This is a genomic window from Chitinophaga sp. LS1, from assembly GCF_034274695.1.
In the GTDB taxonomy this organism is placed as follows: Bacteria; Bacteroidota; Bacteroidia; order Chitinophagales; family Chitinophagaceae; genus Chitinophaga.
The window spans coordinates 3,599,780-3,618,428 of record NZ_CP128362.1; the positions used below are offsets into that span (position 1 = coordinate 3,599,780).

At 43.8% G+C, this 18,649-nt stretch carries 15 protein-coding genes; 10 read left to right on the plus strand and 5 right to left on the minus strand.

The window, feature by feature from the left end; all coding sequences use genetic code 11:
* Positions 1–109 precede the first annotated feature (109 nt).
* Positions 110–1,057 carry an aldo/keto reductase gene (locus QQL36_RS14985; RefSeq protein ID WP_321570144.1) on the minus strand — a complete coding sequence of 316 codons (948 nt, stop codon included), beginning with the start codon at positions 1,055–1,057 and terminating at the stop codon, positions 110–112.
* 99 nt (positions 1,058–1,156) lie between these two features.
* Here QQL36_RS14985 and QQL36_RS14990 point away from each other — a divergent pair, with 99 nt between their 5' ends.
* Together QQL36_RS14990 and QQL36_RS14995 are read left to right on the plus strand one after the other, a co-directional pair.
* Complete coding sequence (locus tag QQL36_RS14990; protein WP_083720509.1) at positions 1,157–2,113, plus strand: ABC transporter ATP-binding protein; 957 nt, start codon at positions 1,157–1,159, stop codon at positions 2,111–2,113.
* Positions 2,101–2,862: a class I SAM-dependent methyltransferase gene (locus QQL36_RS14995; protein ID WP_321570145.1), complete on the plus strand. Its 762-nt coding sequence runs from the start codon at positions 2,101–2,103 to the stop codon at positions 2,860–2,862. The genes QQL36_RS14990 and QQL36_RS14995 overlap by 13 nt, the downstream gene beginning before the upstream one ends.
* A 233-nt stretch (positions 2,863–3,095) precedes the next feature.
* Here the strand turns inward: QQL36_RS14995 and QQL36_RS15000 are convergent, their stop codons facing one another.
* Positions 3,096–3,458: a group III truncated hemoglobin gene (locus tag QQL36_RS15000; RefSeq protein ID WP_083720505.1), complete on the minus strand. Its 363-nt coding sequence runs from the start codon at positions 3,456–3,458 to the stop codon at positions 3,096–3,098.
* A 41-nt stretch (positions 3,459–3,499) separates the two neighbouring features.
* Positions 3,500–3,931 carry an Rrf2 family transcriptional regulator gene (locus tag QQL36_RS15005; RefSeq protein ID WP_321570146.1) on the minus strand — a complete coding sequence of 144 codons (432 nt, stop codon included), beginning with the start codon at positions 3,929–3,931 and terminating at the stop codon, positions 3,500–3,502.
* A gap of 348 nt (positions 3,932–4,279) precedes the next feature.
* On the opposite strand from QQL36_RS15005, the gene QQL36_RS15010 reads away from it, so the two are divergent.
* From QQL36_RS15010 to QQL36_RS15035, 6 genes are all read left to right on the plus strand, one after another.
* On the plus strand, positions 4,280–6,520 hold the full coding sequence (locus tag QQL36_RS15010; RefSeq protein WP_321570147.1) for a DUF5703 domain-containing protein: 2,241 nt from the start codon (positions 4,280–4,282) through the stop codon (positions 6,518–6,520).
* Positions 6,521–6,753: 233 nt separating this feature from the next.
* A complete protein-coding gene (locus tag QQL36_RS15015; RefSeq protein WP_321570148.1) occupies positions 6,754–8,241 on the plus strand; it encodes an alpha-amylase in 1,488 nt (495 codons plus the stop codon).
* A gap of 240 nt (positions 8,242–8,481) precedes the next feature.
* Entirely contained in the window at positions 8,482–10,002 is a 1,521-nt protein-coding gene (locus QQL36_RS15020; RefSeq protein WP_083720499.1) for a S10 family peptidase, read from the plus strand.
* A gap of 102 nt (positions 10,003–10,104) precedes the next feature.
* Positions 10,105–10,674 (plus strand): Crp/Fnr family transcriptional regulator, encoded by a 570-nt coding sequence (locus QQL36_RS15025; RefSeq protein WP_321570149.1) that lies wholly within the window; start codon positions 10,105–10,107, stop codon positions 10,672–10,674.
* A 65-nt stretch (positions 10,675–10,739) separates the two neighbouring features.
* Positions 10,740–11,177, plus strand: coding sequence for a carboxymuconolactone decarboxylase family protein (locus tag QQL36_RS15030; protein WP_083720495.1), 438 nt, complete (start codon positions 10,740–10,742; stop codon positions 11,175–11,177).
* Positions 11,178–11,230: 53 nt separating this feature from the next.
* Positions 11,231–11,593: a DUF4260 domain-containing protein gene (locus QQL36_RS15035; protein WP_083720492.1), complete on the plus strand. Its 363-nt coding sequence runs from the start codon at positions 11,231–11,233 to the stop codon at positions 11,591–11,593.
* A 13-nt stretch (positions 11,594–11,606) separates the two neighbouring features.
* Here the strand turns inward: QQL36_RS15035 and QQL36_RS15040 are convergent, their stop codons facing one another.
* Both QQL36_RS15040 and QQL36_RS15045 read right to left on the minus strand, forming a co-directional pair.
* Positions 11,607–13,697, minus strand: a complete 2,091-nt coding sequence (locus QQL36_RS15040; protein WP_321570150.1) for a S9 family peptidase — start codon at positions 13,695–13,697, stop codon at positions 11,607–11,609.
* A gap of 153 nt (positions 13,698–13,850) precedes the next feature.
* Positions 13,851–14,516, minus strand: a complete 666-nt coding sequence (locus QQL36_RS15045) for a response regulator transcription factor (RefSeq protein WP_083720487.1) — start codon at positions 14,514–14,516, stop codon at positions 13,851–13,853.
* Positions 14,517–15,866: 1,350 nt separating this feature from the next.
* On the opposite strand from QQL36_RS15045, the gene QQL36_RS15050 reads away from it, so the two are divergent.
* Positions 15,867–17,594 carry a gliding motility-associated C-terminal domain-containing protein gene (locus QQL36_RS15050; RefSeq protein ID WP_321570151.1) on the plus strand — a complete coding sequence of 576 codons (1,728 nt, stop codon included), beginning with the start codon at positions 15,867–15,869 and terminating at the stop codon, positions 17,592–17,594.
* A gap of 31 nt (positions 17,595–17,625) precedes the next feature.
* Positions 17,626–18,636: a type IX secretion system membrane protein PorP/SprF gene (locus tag QQL36_RS15055; RefSeq protein WP_179090968.1), complete on the plus strand. Its 1,011-nt coding sequence runs from the start codon at positions 17,626–17,628 to the stop codon at positions 18,634–18,636.
* Positions 18,637–18,649 lie beyond the last annotated feature (13 nt).

Here is an 18,649-nt window from a genome sequence, read left to right on the forward strand (position 1 = left end):
GATTCTTTGAAGGATAGGTACACTACCTGACCGGGTCGCTCTACCATAAGTTTAGTAAGGTGTTTGCTGGCATTCGTTGACCGCAGCCAACCTCCTAAGCAGGTAGCAATTATTTACTGGCATTATCCAGCAATCCCAGATCTTCCGCATCCAGCTGTAAAGCCGGTGCCGCCACCAGTGTTTCCAGCTGATGTTGGCTTGTAGCACTCACGATCGGAGCTGCAATGGTTGGTTGCGCCAGCAACCATGCCAGTGCAACAGTTGCAGGTTTAGAATTATGTTTAGCCGCTACTTTGTCCAGTGCATGTAATACCCCAATACCTTTTGCATCCAGGTATTTCCTCACTCCTTCACCACGCACACTTTTCTTAAAATCGTCCTCAGAACGGTATTTACCTGTCAGGAAACCTGCTGCCAGTGACCAGTAAGGCATTACACTCAAACCATACTGCTGTGCAATAGGTTGGTATTTTGTTTCAAAATTTGCACGCTCTACCAGGTTGTAATGTGGCTGTAAAGCCTGGTAACGGGGTAAACCCTTTTCTTCTGCCAGTTTCAGGGACGCTGTCAGGCGCTCCGGTGTCAGGTTGGAAGCCGCAATGTATTTTACTTTACCAGCTTTGATAATTTCATCGTAGGCAGACAATGTCTCTTCTAAAGGAGTCACATTATCATCAAAGTGTGTATAGTACAAATCAATATGATCTGTTTGTAAACGTTGCAATGACTCATCAACTGATTTCAGGATGTGTGCCCTGCTCACATCTTCTTTATGTTCTTTGTTCTGAGAACCTACTTTGGTAGCGATGACAACCTTATCGCGGTTGTTGCGCGCCTTCATCCATTTACCAATGATGGCTTCTGATTCACCACCTTTATTGCCTTCTACCCACCAGGAATAAGTATTCGCAGTATCAATGAAATTAAAGCCGGCATTGACAAAAGCATCTAATATTTCAAATGATTGTTTTTCGTCTAAAGTCCAGCCAAATACGTTACCACCAAAGTTGATTGGAGCTATCTGTAAATCTGTTTTCCCAATAGTTATCTTTTTCATCTGTCATCAATTTGAGAGGATAAAAATACCCCTAATAGCGACCGCAGGGTTTGTAAAATGGGGGCAATTAATTGTATATTTCTTTTACTTTTGTTTATTATGAGTTTTTTAACAGCAACAGGGATCCGTAAACAGGAGAATGGCGAATGGGTATTAAAGGGTATTAATTTTTCGCAGGAGAAGCACCAGCAGATTGCTATTGTAGGGGCCTCCGGTTCCGGAAAAAGTACCTTACTGAAGATTGTAGCCGGATTGATGCAGACAGATGAAGGTGAAGTACGATTTGAAGGTACGCGGGTAAAAGGCCCACACGAAAGATTGCTTCCCGGCGAACCTGGTATTGCTTACCTGAGTCAGCATTATGAACTGAGATTGAACTACAGGGTAGAGCAGGTGCTGGAATATGCCAATAAGATGACGGATGACGAAGCAGACGAACTCTATAGCATATGCAGGATCAATCACCTGATGAAGAGAAGAACCGATCAGCTCTCAGGTGGGGAAAAACAACGAGTGGCTATGGCCCGGTTGTTAATTGGTAATCCTACATTATTCCTGTTGGATGAGCCTTTCTCCAACCTGGATTATTCACATAAAGAGATCCTGAAAACGGTGATCAGGGAAATCGGAGAAAAGCTGGACCTGACCTGTCTGCTTGTATCACATGATCCACAGGATACACTGTCATGGGCAGATGAAATACTGGTGGTGAAAGATGGTTTGATTGTGCAGAAAGGCACGCCGATTGATGTATACAATCATCCTGTGGATGAATATACGGCAGCGTTGTTTGGTCCTTATAATCTGGTTGATGCGAAGGTGTTGGAGCTGACAGGCGAAGAGCAAGCATTTATTCGCCCCGAGAATTTGCAGTTTGCATATAAATCCGGGATCAAAGGCATTGTAGAAGCAGTAGATTATATGGGGAGTGCGTATGAGGTGCGTGTAAAGGTTCCGGGAGGTTCCCTGTTGGTCAGAACACCTACTGATGTACTGACTAAAAAGGGGAGCACTGTATATCTCACTATTAAACCTGATAGTATATGGCGTCTTTAGACAAGTTTAACTCCAAAGAAAGATTTTCTGACAGGGTAGACAACTACAAAAAATACCGTCCTACCTATCCGGATTCGTTACTTGATTTTTTGCAGGCAAAAGGTGGGCTTACCAGTGATGCAACAGTGGCAGATATTGGTTCCGGTACAGGTATTCTGACGGAATTATTATTAAAAAAAGGTTGGACGGTGTATGCGATAGAGCCGAATGCAAAGATGCGTGAGGCGGCAGAAGCACAGTTGAATGACTATCCCAATTTTTCTTCTCTCACTGGTTCAGGGGAGGCGACTGGGTTACCAGATCAGTCAGTACAACTGATTACAGTGGCGCAGGCTTTTCACTGGATAGATCCTGTGTTGGCGCGGAAAGAGTTTGATCGTATCTTATTACCTGATGGGCATATAGCGTTGCTGTGGAATTTGCGTACGCTGGATTCTCCGTTTGACAAAGGGTATGAAGATATTAAGGCGAAGTATGGAACGGATTATCATGAGATCCGGAAGGCACATGAGCCGGAGCTGACGGCGTTTTTTGCACCTGCCACGATGGATGTATACTACTTCAGGCATAGCCAGCAGCTGGACTTTGAGGGATTGAAAGGGCAGGTGTTAAGTTCTTCTTATATGCCGCAACCAGGGCAGAAAAATTATGAGGAGATGATGGAAGCGCTGACAGAGTTGTTTGAGGTGAATCAGCGGGATGGTGAAGTGACGATTACTTATGATACGAAGTTGTACATCAATAAATAGCTGTACATCCGCAATAAAATATGCATAAATGGGGGAATTCACTAATTCTCAGAAAACAATAGCGCCTGCCGCAGGAGAACCCGCAGCAGGCATTACATCTTTTTAACGCTCTTCTTTTAAAGACCACCCGGTCTTTAATCCAATTACAAAAATCACCAGCAGGAATTCACCCACTGCCAGCAATATATCGCCTGGTACTCTTAACCAGCGGAGTTTTGCGAAACCATGATCTCCTATGCCGGGCGGGTCACTACATGTTGCATGACGGCCGATATTTTTTGTGCCCTGTTTTTAGCTGCCTGTGCGGTTTCGCCGGCGAACAGTTCATCTATGGTTTGCTGAAAGATGGAGAGCCAGGTGTTGAAATGCACAGTGTCGATAGCCATTCCGCGGTGTACACTCATTGGATCGCCCTCGTACTTTCTGGTACAGAGGAGGAGTGTACTCCAGAAGTTACATAGTTTCTGCAGGTGGGTATCCCAGTCTTTGATGCGGGCGTTGAAGATGGGACCTATGGTGTTGTCCTCTCTTACCCGGGCATAGAAGGTATGCACCATGAGTTGTATGTCTTCTTCAGTTGTAATATCGGTCAGCATAATTTAATACCTTTTTGTCTTTTATTAGTATAAAAAAAATGTCAGCGTTTCAGGAACCCAATGTCTTTAGTGAGTTTTTCGTGAAACTCGTCCAGTCTGGTGTTGTTCAAAATATTAGCCATATCTTCTCTGATTCTCTTGAACTCGTGGTGGATGGGACAGGGTTTGCTTTCTGAGCAATAATCCAGGCCGAGTCCGCAGCCGGAGAAGATCTTGTCGCCGTCAATGGCTTTGACGATGTTGGCGATAGAGCATTGGAGGGCTTTGTCATCCAGGTAAAAGCCGCCGGTGGGGCCTTTGAAGGAGAGGAGTAAGCCTTTCCTTGTAAGTTCCTGCAGGATTTTGGCGATGAAGTATTCAGGGGAGTCGATACCTGCAGCAATGTCCTTAACGCCGACTTTGACGTTATTTTTGGATTGCTGTGCAATATAGATCATTGCCCTGATGCCGTATTCGCAGGTTTTTGAGAACATATGGCAAAGATAGGGTGGAATTAATAAAAGATAAAAAAGTATTTTATTGGTAGTGTGTCATTTTGAATTTAGTCAAGCCGGCCGCAGGCCCATTCCGAATCTTCCACGCAGTTGCCTACGACAACTGCGTGGAAGATTCGGGTGATTTTTTAAAGAAAATTGAAATTGATACACTACTATTTTATTAGAAGGGGGCTAAATTGGATGGATGGACAAATTGAGGGCAGACAATAACAATATAAAAGGGAGATTTTATTTTTGAAAGCGTATGCTGTATTTTTAAGTGTAGCATTTACAACCAATTCCATGTTATATCGACTTTTGTTATCCTGTTTATTGATTTTTTGTTTGAAAACGAATGCGCAGCTGGTATGGAATACCCAAAGCCGGCATGCAGGAGAATCTATGCCTTGTGGAGGTGGAGATATTGGGTTGAATGTGTGGGTAGAAAAGGGGGATCTCCTATTTTATTTATCGCGCAGCGGTACATTTGATGAGAATAATGCAATGCTCAAGTTGGGGAGGGTAAGAGTACGCATAGAAGGCAGGCCATTTGACAAGGGGGATTTCAGGCAGGAGTTGCACTTGGAGGATGGGAGTGTGATTGTAAGTGGAGGTGGGGTACGCATAGTATTGTGGGTAGATGTATTTCATCCGGTTGTGCATGTGAGTATGGAAAGTAAAACAGCAGTGCGGATGAGTGCTGTTTATGAATCATGGAGATATGAGGATCATGTTATTACAGATGCGGTAGAGTGCAGGGCGAATTCATATAAAGAATTACAAGCTTTTCCGATTACGACTTATAAGGATACTGTTTCTTTTGTGGGAAATAGGGTACAGTTTTATCATCGCAACAGGGATGATAAGGAGGATATTTTTGATTATACAGTGAGGATGGAAGGAATGTCTGCGGTGAAGGATCAGTTATATAATCCTATCCGGCATAATACTTTTGGAGGAATTATGCAGGGGAAAGGGATGATAGCAGGGGGAAATACGGATGGCCAGTATGCAGATACAAAATATCGTGGGTGGGAATTGAGAACATCTAAGCAGGTCAAGTCGCAGGAAATAACGATCGGACTGCATGTAGCACAGACGAATACATCGAAGGATTGGGAAGAGGGGCTGTGGGCATTGATAAAGGAATCCAAACCTGTATCGAAATCTCTATCGAACCATGTATCGATAAAGATATCCATTGAGCCGTCTTTAGGGCGGAGACGCAGCATCAAATGGTGGAAACAATTCTGGAATCGTAGCTATATTCATATTGATAGTAAAGATGCTGCTGTTCGTACAATAGACCGTAATTATGAATTATTCCGTTATCAGTTAGCCTGCAATGCATTTGGTGAATGGCCTACAAAATTCAACGGCGGGTTATTCACATTTGATCCCTGTTATGTAGATAGCAGTAAACATTTTTCTCCTGACTTCAGGGCATGGGGTGGTGGTACTATGACCGCGCAAAATCAACGACTGGTTTATTTCCCCATGTTGAAAAACGGAGATGGAGAAATGTTAAAAGCACAATTTGATTTTTACATGCGCATGTTGCACAATGCATCTTTGCGTAGCAGGGTGTATTGGAACCATGTCGGGGCATGCTTTACAGAGCAGATAGAAAATTTTGGTCTGCCGAATGTAACGGAGTATCACCCGAAAAGACCGGCTGGTACTGACCCTGGTGTAGAATATAATAAGTGGTTGGAGTATGAATGGGAAACGGTGTTTGAGTTTTGTCTGATGATGCTGGATGAGCAGCGATATGATGGTGTGAACTTACAAAAATACCTGCCGTTTATAGATAGTTGTTTGTCTTTTTATGATGCACATTATCACAAATTCGATGCACAGGGGCATTATATATTTTATCCTACTTCTGCTGCTGAGACGTATAAGCTAACTTATAATTCCACTACTGTGATAGCAGCGATGCAGACGATTTTACAAAGATTGATAGTGGTTGCACCTGATCCAAAATGGGATACGATGTTAGCACATTTGCCACCCATTCCTTTTGGTGAATATGAAGGTCATACCACTATTTTGCCAGCAGAGAAATGGGAAAGAATTCAGAACAGGGAAACGCCACAACTTTATCCTGTATTTCCCTGGGGGATTTATGGCATTGGAAAACCAGGATTGGATACTGCTATTAATACTTATAAATACGATCCACAGGCAGTAGCGCAATGGGATTACGCAGGGTGGAAACAGTATTCCATCTTTGCTGCCAGATTGGGCATGACAGCAGATGCAGCGAAATTAAGTGTATTGAAATTTAAAGATGGGCCACATCGTTTTCCTACATTCTGGGGCCCGGGTTTTGACTGGACACCGGATCATAATTGGGGAGGATCTGCCATGATAGGGGTGCAGGAAATGCTGCTACAAACGGATGACAGGAAGATTTATTTATTACCCGCATGGCCGGGAGAGTGGGATGTATCTTTCAAATTGCATGCGCCTTATCAAACGACTGTGGAGGCAGTGGTGAAAGGGGGGAAGGTCGTGTCATTGAAAGTAACCCCGAAGGAAAGGGAGAAAGATGTTATTTATCCAGGCAGGGGGTATGATTGATCTGTGAAGGTAACTGCGGCGGCAAGGGAGAAGCATGTTGTTTACCCGGACAGGGGGTTGTGATTGATCTGTGAAAGTAACTCCGTTGGCAAGAGATAAAGATGTTATTTACCCGGAATGGGGTGGTGATTGATCTCTGAGGGTGTTCCTGGCGATAAGGACCTGGTCTATCCAAACTGGGGTGGCATATGATTTGATTTATATTATTTATCCCCAAATGGATAGCAAAAGATATGCAAAACGGTACGATGATCCAGTATTTCCACTGGTATACTTCCGCAGATGGCAGTTTATGGAAAGAAGTAAACAAAAATGCCAAAGCCTTAGCTGCGATGGGCATCAACGCTGTATGGCTTCCTCCTGCTTATAAAGGAGCAGATGGGGCTAACAGCCATGGATATGACACTTACGATAAGTACGACCTGGGCGAGTTTGATCAGAAAGGATCTGTACGTACCAGATTCGGTACCAAAGAAGAATATATTGCCGCCGCAAAAGCTATACATGATGCAGGGATGCAACTGTATGTGGATATAGTGGCCAATCATATGATAGGTGCAGATGAAACCGAGAGAGTGACAGTGCGGAAGGTAGATTTGGAAAACAGGAATGAATTCATTTCTGAGCCTTATGAAATAGAAGCCTACACTAAATTCACCTTTCCGGGCAGGAAAGGACAATATTCACAGTTTATATGGGATCACCGCTGTTTTACGGGGATCGACTATGCTGCAGATACGCAGGAGAGCGGGATCTTTACCATCCAGAACGAATATGGAGAAGGTTGGGAAGATATGGTGGATGATGAAAAAGGCAACTTCGATTACCTGATGGGTGCAGATGTGGAATTCCGGAATCCCGAGGTGAGGGAAGAGTTTAGAAGATGGGGAGAATGGTATTATAATACTGTGAAATTCGATGGATTCAGATTGGATGCTGTGAAGCACATTACCCCTGATTTTTTCAAGGGATGGCTGGAGCAGATGCGGCAGTATGCAGGGCGGGAAATGTTTACAGTAGGGGAGTATTGGGCACCTGGGCACCTGGATTTATTATTGAAATATATAGATGCTACAGAAGGTAGGATGTCATTGTTTGATTCTTCCCTGCATCAAAATTTGCATCATGCATCAAAGTGTGGAAAAGATTATGACCTGAGTAAAATACTGGATGATTCGCTGGTGGCCACCAAACCTTTTCTGGCGGTGACTGTAGCAGGAAATCATGATACGCAACCTTTGCAGGCGCTGGAGGCCCCCCTGGATGATTGGTTTAAACCACTTGCGTATGCATTGATCTTGTTGAGAGAGCATGGGTATCCATGTGTATTTTATGCGGATCTGTATGGAGCGGAGTATACCGATAAGGATGGGGAGGGGAATGATTGCCATATTTTGATCGCACCGGTATTAGGGTTGGATAAATTGATAAAGGCAAGGGATCAATATGCATATGGTATGCAGCGGGATTATTTTGACCATCCGAATTGTATTGGTTGGACGAGAGAGGGAGATGAGGAGCATGCAGGCGCTGGTTGTGCGGTGGTCATGTCGAATGGAGAAGAGGGGAATAAGCATATGGAAATAGGTCAACGGCATGCAGGGAAAAAATTCAGGGATATAACGGGTAGCAGGGAAGAGGAGATTACTGTGGGAGAGGATGGTTGGGCTGAATTTACCTGTGGAGCCGGATCGGTGGCTGTGTGGGCGGAAGCCAGATAGGAACGGAGGAAGCGGCGATGAATTAAAAGGTATACTGAAGCAAAAAGAAGTAAATAGAAAACGGAATTACGCTCAGGTAAATGGAAGTAAACTGAAGCAAAAATGGATAAATGGGAAACTGAATCATAATCAGTTAATAAGACGTAAACAAATTAAAGCCCCTGTAACCCCAGCCAATTATATGGAAGGTAACCCCCAAGGGCTAAAACTTTTTATCTTTACGCTCTCTAAACCTGAATTATGACCAAAATCCTTTGTCTCTCACTGGCGCTGTCATGCAGCATACTCAGCCATGTAAACGCACAAAATAAAGAATTTAAAAACGACGCACCCATTTCACCCAGCCGGATACTGAAAATCGACTCCGCTGTAGTGACCCATCATGAAGTCACTATCAAAGGCCAACGGGTTCCTTACTCAGCACAGGCAGGCAGCATGCCTATCTGGGATGAAGATGGGCGCCCACTGGCAGGGGTGTTCTACACTTATTACGAAAGGGAAGACATCAAGGATAAATCAAACCGCCCACTGGTCATCTCTTTCAATGGGGGCCCCGGCACCCCTTCTGTCTGGATGGAAATTGGTTATACCGGTCCCCGTCTCCTCAACATCGATGATGAAGGTTATCCTGTGCAGCCATTCGGTATGCGCGAAAACCCAAATTCCATACTGGATGTGGCAGATATCGTATACGTAGATCCTGTGAATACAGGTTATTCCCGTCCTGTGAGCAAAGATGTTCCTGGTTCCCGCTTCTACGGCGTAAATGCAGATATCAAATACCTGGCAGAATGGATCAACACTTTCGTAACCCGCAAAGGCCGTTGGGCTTCTCCTAAATTCCTGATCGGCGAAAGCTATGGTACTACCCGTGTATCTGGTTTAGCACTGGAACTGCAGGATGAACAATGGATGTACCTGAATGGTGTCGTGCTCGTATCACCAACCGATTTAGGCATTGAACGCAGTGGTCCGCTGGATCAGGCACTGAGCCTTCCTTATTATGCCGCTACTGCATGGTATCACAAAAAACTCCCTGCAGACCTGCAATCCAAAGATCTTAATGATGTATTGCCGGAAGTAGAAAACTTTACCATCAACGAACTGGTGCCTGCTATTTCAAAAGGCGGCTCTCTGGATGATGCACAACGTAAAGCACTGGCACAACGTATGAGCCGCTACAGCGGATTATCTGCACAGGTGTTCCTGGAAAATAACCTCATCGTTTCCTATAACTTATTCTGGAAAGAATTACTGCGTGACCAGGGTTATACCATTGGCCGCCTCGATTCAAGATACAAAGGTCTGGATAAGCAAAATGGTGGTAGCAGACCTGATTACAATGCAGAACTGACTGCATGGTTACAGGCTTTTACCCCTGCTATCAACATTTACCTGCGTGATGAACTGGAATATAAAACTGATCTGAAATATAACATGTTCGGACAGGTATGGCCATGGGATAACCAGAATAATAAGACTGGCGAAAACCTGCGTCAGGCAATTGCACAGAATCCTTTCCTGCACCTGTTGGTACAATCTGGTTACTATGACGGAGCCTGTGATTATTTCAATGCAAAGTATAGCATCTGGCAACTGGATCCAGGGGGTAAACTGAAAAGCCGTATCAAATGGGAAGGTTACAGAAGTGGACATATGATGTACCTGCGCAAGGACGATCTGGCTACTGCTACAGAGAACCTCAGGAAATTTATTAAAGAGGCGACACCAGCAAAGGGTACGCCTGCGAAATATGAATAACTTTTTTAAACAGACTGTATCATCATTACGATACAGTCTGTTTTTATTCGGTACCTGATGGAAACAGCCAGACCATTAATACACCCTTCTTTTTGAATCACTATGGAAAGACTGCTACAACATGTACAACGCTTTGTAGAATTAAACAGCGAGGAACAGGAGCTGTTATTATCCTGCATGAGATATGAAGAAGTGAGCAAGAAAACACATTTGCTCAAACAGGGCAAGATCTGCACAGGGAGATATTTTGTGATAAAAGGATTGTTGCGGCAGTACATCGTCGGAGAAAACGACGCAGAGCAGATTACGCATTTTGCACTGGAAAACTGGTGGATAGCGGATTATGATAGTTTGGAAAGGCGACAGCCTTCGGAGTTTTGTATACAGGCTGTAGAGCCTACTGAATTACTGGTGCTGGATAAGGAAAAGGAAGATGAATTGTTTAGGCAGGTACCTAAAATGGAGCGGTATTTCAGATTGGTCTTACAGCGATCTTATGCGGCTTCTATGATGCGGATTAAGTATATTTTTACCACGAGTGGAGAGGAAAGATATAATCATTTTAATAGTTTGTTCCCGGAGTTTATACAGCGTATTCCCCAATATATGTTAGCTTCTTACCTCGGGTTTAGTGCAGAGTTCCTAAGTAAGATCAGGGCTAAGCGATCTTGAACTAGTTCAAGATTTTCAAGGGCAATTCTACCCCAACTTTGTGTCAACAACAAAAACAAATTGATATGCAAAACAGAATTGACATTAGTAAAGTAGAACCCGAAGCTTACAAAGTGATGATGGCTTTTGAGAAATATGTACATGGTACAAAGTTGACACCTATTCAACGCGAGTTGATAAAGATAAGAGCATCACAAATTAATGGTTGCGCGTATTGTCTGGATATGCATACGAAAGATGCAAGAAAGTTAGGCGAGACAGAGCAAAGGATTTATACATTATCAGCGTGGAGGGAAACTCCTTTTTTTACAGCAGAAGAAAGAGCGATACTGGCGCTGGTAGAGGAAGTAACGGAAATTAGTAAAGGGCATGTAAAGGATGAAACGTATGCAGCGGCAGCAAAGGTGTTGGATGACCAGACGATTGCGCAGGTGATCATGGCGACGATAGTGATAAATAGTTGGAACAGGATAGGAATAGCGACTAATATGCAGCCTGAGTGATAAAACGCCGAAATTCCAACGAATATCCGAACGGAATTGGCTTAAATTTATAGATGAAAACACTCATCACCCTCGAAGAAGTCGCATTCTTTTTCATTGCGCTTGTATCATTCCATCTACAGTCAGCCTACGTCTGGTGGCTATTCCCCGCTTGTCTGCTGTTGCCTGACTTATCGATGGTCGCATACCTGGCAGGGCCAAAAGCAGGTGCATATGTATATAACTTCGTACATCACCGGGCAGTAGCATTTGTGATCTATTGTTTAGGATGGATGTCGCATAGTGAGTTGTGGTTGTTTGTAGGAATTATACTGTTTGCGCATTCTTCGATGGATAGGGTGTTTGGGTATGGGTTAAAGTATGTAACAGGATTTACAGATACACATTTAGGAAAGATAGGAAAACGCCCCTTGTAAGGGGCGTTTTCTATTATTTACCAAGCTGCCTTATTAAGAATTCAGCCGCTGCTTTATTGACCTTGACTTCATTGCTGTATTTCATCCAGTGATGCGTATCATCCGGAATACTCAGGATTTCGTAATGCACACCTTTTTGCTCCAACCTGTTAATGAGATCGATACTTTGATTAAAGTTTACATTTCTGTCATCATCTGCATGAATCAATAACACAGGTGATGTCCATGTGTCAACATGTGCAACAGGCGATGATTGCCACGCTACTTTCTCCGCAGTATCAGCATCTGGTGCAGGGGTAGCAGTAGGAGGTGCGGAGAATTGCATCCGGTTATGCACCCCATGAATATCTACGCCAGCTGCAAATAATTTTGAATCCCTGCCTAATGCGTGAGCAGTGAGGAAGCCACCATAAGAACCTCCATAAATACCAATCCTTTTAGCATCTACCTGTGATTGTGCCGCCAGCCATTCTCCCGCAGCTTTCACATCCTGGTATTCGGAAGCACCTAATACCCCTGCACTGGCGGGTTTATGAAACTCATAGCCATAACCTATCCCCAACCTGTAATTGATGGCTAAAACAATGAACCCATTATCTACGAGGTATTGATTTAAAGCATAATCAATAGAATAATAATCCATCCAGTGCCAACCTAATACCATCTGGCGTTGAGGTCCGCCATGTACATATACAATGGCAGGCTTCCTGGCAGGACCACCTGCAGGTTGATATAATTGTGCATGAACAGGTGTTCCATCAGGTGCTTTGAAGATCACCTGTGTAGGTGTAACCAGTTTTACAGATGGGAAATCTGTAGGAAGAAGAGAGGCGCCTATCAATGCAGGTTTCCCCTTTCCAAAAGGCATCTTTGCGGCGAGCAGGGGTTGCTGTGCATTGGAAGTAAATAAGATCACAGTTTGTGCATCGCCTGTTACTACAGGATAAGTTTCAATGCCATCACCAGTAGTGAGCATTTCCATCGCTGCTTTATCAACAGGTACCCGGGCTATGTGGCGCCGGTCTATATCCTGTGGAGAGGGGCCATTGTTCGCACTAAACACCAGCCATTTTTTATCGGCCGTCAGCGAGATCTGTTCGCACATAAAGTTGCCGGGTGTGAGTAAAAGCGGTGTACCACCAGTACCTGGAATCGAATAGAGATGAGGCCATCCATCATGATAAGACAGGAAAGTCACCCGGTTATTCGCTCCCCAATGCAGGTTGGTCGCGCCATCGGTAGTGGGAACAGAACCACTTAATGTAGTAGGTGCTTTCCACAGTAATGTTGAATTCCCATCACTGATATTGGCCGTCCTTATTTCCCACGGTTTATGACGGCGGGGCAGGATAGAATCTGTTGCACCGCCTGTACCCGGTGTCCGGACAAAGGCAATCTGCTGCCCATCCGGCGACCAGCGGGGGGAATTATCCTGTGAAAACCCGGGTGAGATCCATTGAATAGGAGTGGTAGGATTTGTATAAACACCAATAAAACTATGACCACTACGATCAGATACAAAAGCGAGTTTGCTACCATCGGGCGACCATTCCAGCGAGCTACTGGTACCTTTGATACTGAATAAAACCTTTGCAGGTGCAGAGCCATCGACGGCTACGATGTATACCAGTCCTCCTTTTACGAAGGCAACGCTGTCACTGTGCGGTGACAGGGCCGGAAAATCCCCATCAGACAATACTTTGGCAGGACCGCCATCAAATGGGACAGACCAGATCTCAGTTTTTGGAGGTATAGGATCATGTGCAGGATTGACAGGGTTGAAACCGTCTCTGCCGCTATGATCGCCGCCCCGGCTATACACGACCCATTTACCATTGTCAGATATGGAGAGGCTGGTTATTTCCTGTCCATCATCCTGTGTATAGTTGCTAAGTTTGCGGGGAGAAAAGTCAGGCCCGGTGGCCACATATACATTTCTTTTTCCCTGTTCATTTACAGCCCATGCCACTTTAGAACCCTGTGCCGAAGCAGTGAGTTCAGAAGGAAAGGGGTAAGCAGTAACGGCTTCCATGGTATAATGTTGGCCATAGGCCATGGATGCGAAGCAAAAATAAAAAGCTGTTAGTAAAGATGGTTTGTGCATGCATTATCTGGTTTACAATGGTGGGTAGGATGGTGGTGGGGCTAAGATAATGTCAATTTTTAAAAAATGCAGCTAAACATCGCTGAAGCATCATACATCAGCGATGTTTAGTCGGAACTGCAATGTTTTAAGCAAAAACCAATTACACTGGAATTAAGATTTTTGTTGCTGAATAATGTTCCTGATCACGAATTCGGTGAGTGCGTTACGACCGGAAACACCTAGTTTTCCGGCAATTCTGTAGCGATGATTCTCGATTGTGCGGATAGACACGCCTAGTTCGTCAGCCATTTGCCTGGTACTTTTACCTTCAGCGATCATTTTAATGATCCTGTTTTCTGCCTTACCCAATCTGTGATACAAAGTTTGCTGAGCAGTGTTGGGATTGGCCAGAGAGACGGTGCTGGTTTCTTCAGGAGGTCTGACGTGGTTAAATTTGGCGAAGCGACCCAGGCGGGAGCGGATGCTGAGGAGCAGGTCCCGTTTCCTGAAGGGTCTGGCCAGGTAATCGTCGGCGCCGAGGTTCATGGCCATACGCATCTCCTGTCGGTTATCCCGCAAGCTGATGAATATGAGCGGGATGTGATCATAAGCCGGATCATTTCTGAGGGCCATAATAAAATGGTGGCCTCCGGTACCGCGTAAGTGGGCACCACAAATGATAAGGTCTGGTTGATGGTTCTGACAGATGATGATCCCTTCTTCCTCTGACGCGGCTGTGTATGTGTCATATGATTGTGATACAAGTAACTGCCGCGTTTGCCTTACAAATACCTGGTCTTCATCTACAAGTAATATTTTATAGACTGCAGTGTTCATTAGAAAAGTTGATATACAGGTATGAAAAATTTAACAGGCGAAACTTCAAAGGTTTGCCTGCTCATGCCTGGGTAAATAAATGGGGACAGAAACTGAGTCTTGATAGCGCATAACGCCCGAAAAAAACGGTGTAATCGTGTACATCTTTACTTGGTTAATATTAAGTTTTTACCTCCGGTGATATGCAGATAGAAACGGGCTTTTTTTAGCGCCTTTCGGATCTGCCTCCATCAGTTGATATAGTCAGGTTTCTTTCGAAAAAGATATGGGAGTGGTCTTTCTTCTGCGTAAATATGTATGAAATAACGGGTGTGACTTCAAGGAATACTATCGCATACCTGTAAAATAAGCGCTAGTACTCAAAAATAGATGTGCTGGTACTCATTTTAAACGACGGAAAAATGAAAAGCAATCCCGCTTCCAGCTTGATTTGCCAACTTTGACGGGCTATCAGATTAAACACACCAATATCCTTATAACCACTTACTGGCCTGGTTTACCATAGGTACGCCGGGCTTTAATTTATATGTAACCTTCCTCTTCTTCATGTTGCTATGGGAACACAGCTGTCATCTACTGTACAGAAATTGGACCATTTGCTTATAAACCAGTTCATTAACGAATAAGCGGGCCACAAATGCATTAGTAAATATACTAATTTTTAAAGTTCTCAGTAGATGATCTGTAATTATAAAAACATGTTAAAATAATATCATATTAAAAAGGAGCGTTCTTTTAAATTCTACCGGGCTTAAAAAAAGTTATCCACATTGTACGCATTTTCTAAGGAGGCAAATTATGTATAAACCCTATCTGAAAACCGAATCAAACTTACTCTTATGGCTATCTGAAAAACTATAGAGAAGAACATATTAAGATTTCCATAAATCCTTTGTGGAGAGTACATATGAGGCCAAAGGGGGAGAGTGAGTACTACTCATTAATTGGAAATGAAGACCTGATTTTTGGGTGGGAACTGCCAGGTATGAAGAGTGATTAAATTTGTAATAGTTTGATTTATAATAACCAAATGGTAGTATTTGTGGGGTATTAATTTTCTAAAAAATATTGTTTTATCAATAAATATAGATATTTTTATATTCGAATTAACTATATCCTTGACAATCGGGAATTTATAGTCACAAAACCATAACCAATGATAAACGCTGCATTATATCAGATCTGGACCGCTCTGAACGAGTTGCTGAGGGCGCCAACTTACCGCCTCAGACCTGTGCGGATACACTATATATATAATAAGGAGAGGGAGCAAAGTAGGTTCATGTAACTCAGCAAATCATTGGGACAAATATTCGAAACTTACCACTAGTTTATAGTAATCCTATGCCTATGCGCAAACATTACAATTCAGCTCGTTTTACCCTGCCATTTTTCAGGCAGCAGCGAGTAGGCCTGATTCACACTGGCGCCAAAAAAATCTCAGATTATTTTCTGGCCCTGATGCTGCTTATTGCAGGTCTGGCCTGGACTCCAGCCAGCGCTACGAATGTAGCTTCCCATAGCGGCCGCCCCACAGCAGGTACTGTTTCTACATGGATAACCGCCGCTGGTTCCCCAACTGGAGCAGATGACTCATATGCCAGTGGTGACAACATCACCTATTCTATTTATGTACAGAACAATGGTACTACCGCCCTCACGAATGTGACCATAGTAGATACCCTGCCTGCCAACACTTCATTTTATGGTGCCACCAGCAGTGTAACACCAGATGCTAATGGCAAGATTACCTGGACAATCGCCAGTATCGCAGCAGGTAGTTCCTCCTACGTAAATTTGACGGTGACTGTAGGTTCCAATCTGACAGGTGTCGCGTACATTAAAAATACTGCCTATGTAGATGCAGGAGATGGAAATGGTCTGTTGCCAACTCCAGGTACTATGGGTGGTACTTACACTACCTGGCCTGCACTCTCTACGCCTGTAGATAATGGGGCTAACTCTGTTTCATGGCTCAGTGTATCTCCTACCTCAACTGTTACTGCCGGCGACGTGCTTACTTATACTGTACACGTACGCAACAAGGGGTCTATAGACCTGAGTAATGTAGTTATCTATGCATATGTGCCTGCTTATACCACTTTCGTAGATGCAGACAATTCTGTTACTGCTGATGCGAATGGCCTGATTACCTGGACCATTGCAAGTCTGCCCGTAAATAGTGCAGATGTAACGAAAGCATATCGGGTAAAAGTTTCTACTGACCTCACCGGTGCCTCTGCCATTTCCAACACTGCTTATGTAGACAATGGCAATGGTAAAGGTAAGATTGCAACTTATCCAGCTGCAACAGGCGACGCCAGCAACCCGAATACTGCTTCCAACTCAAACGCCTCTACTTCCAATACCATTTCCAAATCATCCAGTTTCGATACATGGATGATCGTACTGAATGAAAATGCCAATACATACGTAAGCTCCGGTGATGTACTGACATATTATATATACACACGCAACACCGGTAGTGTAACTATCTCACAGGTACAGATCAACGTGGTTGTTCCATCAGGTACTACCTTTACACAAGGTTATGATGGTGCTACCCACCCAACGAATACTGAAACTCAAACGGTCTACTGGACAGTGAGTAACCTGGTGGCAGGTGCCATCAGTTATGTACGCTATACCGTAACTGCTGACGAAGATCTGACAGCGTATTCAGCGATTACAAGTACTGCAACTGTTAATAACGGTGATACTATCAAGAATACAATGAACTGTGACCCGAATGAAAGTGGTTGTGAAGGCAAAACAGTTACAAGTATAACTGTTCAGGGTGGTAAGCCGGGTCTGTTTGTAAGTAATGTGGTAACGCCAAACGGTGACGGTAAGAATGATTACTTCTACATCAGAAACCTTGATGAATATCCGGACTCCAAGCTGTATATCTTCAACCGCTGGGGTGCGCAGATTTATTACTCCAATAACTATCAGAACGACTGGAAAGGAACAGGTCTAGCAGAAGGAACTTATTTCTATAGAATTGAATTACACAATACCACCGGCGGTGTTGACACTTATACAACCTACAAGGGGTGGGTCATGATTATTAGATAATTGAATGAACTGTATTTCTAAAAGTGCAAATATGTACACAAGAAAAAATTGGTTTACTGTAGTATTATTACTTTGTCTGGGAGCAGGCGCCAAGGCACAACAAAGTGTTCAGTTCAGCCAGTATATCTTTAATGGCCTGTCCGTAAACCCTGCGTATGCCGGTTATAAAGATGTAATGTACCTGAATGCAACCTTCCGCGATCAGTGGACTGGATATCCTGGTGCACCTAAAACAGGTATGGTATCACTGGATGGTCCGCTGAAGCGCCCGAACAGAGATGCAAACGTTGGTTTGGGTGTGCAGGCCATGGTGGATAAACTGGGCCCACAGAGCGCTATCTCCATCTATGGATCTTATTCTTACCGTATCCGCCTGGATGATGAAGATACTAAACGTATCTGCTTTGGTATCGGTGTGGGTGCTACTCAGTATAGTCTGGATGGAACTACGCTCGAATACCTTGATTCCGGTGACCGTATCATCCCTGATGGTACTGCAAAGGAAACAACTCCTGATGCTCGTGTAGGTGTTTACTATTATTCTCCTACCTTTTATTTCGGTGTATCTGCACTGGACCTCTTTTCAAAATTTACCAGCAGTGGTTATAAATGGAGAGGATATACATATGAAAGTATTCGTAGAAGACAATCTGTTTACCTGACTGCAGGTTATATGTACAGCCTGTCGGAACAGGTTTCACTGAAACCTTCTGTGATGTTTAAGAGTGATTTCGCAGGTCCTGCAGGTTTAGATCTGAACCTGATGATGTACATCGATAATCTGCTTTGGATCGGTGGATCTTACAGAACTAACGTAGACGTATTTACAAACAAAGCGATTACCGCTGCTACAGCAGTGGAATCATCTAACGCAGCAAGTGCTATATTAGAGTACTACATTACGAGCAAATACCGTATCGGCTATTCCTATGATATGACTTTAAATAAATTGGCTGGCATGCAAAGCGGCAGCCATGAAATTTCAATCGGCATCCTATTTAATTCTAAGCAATACAGTACTTCCAATCCCCGGTATTTTTAATCTTAAGATCATC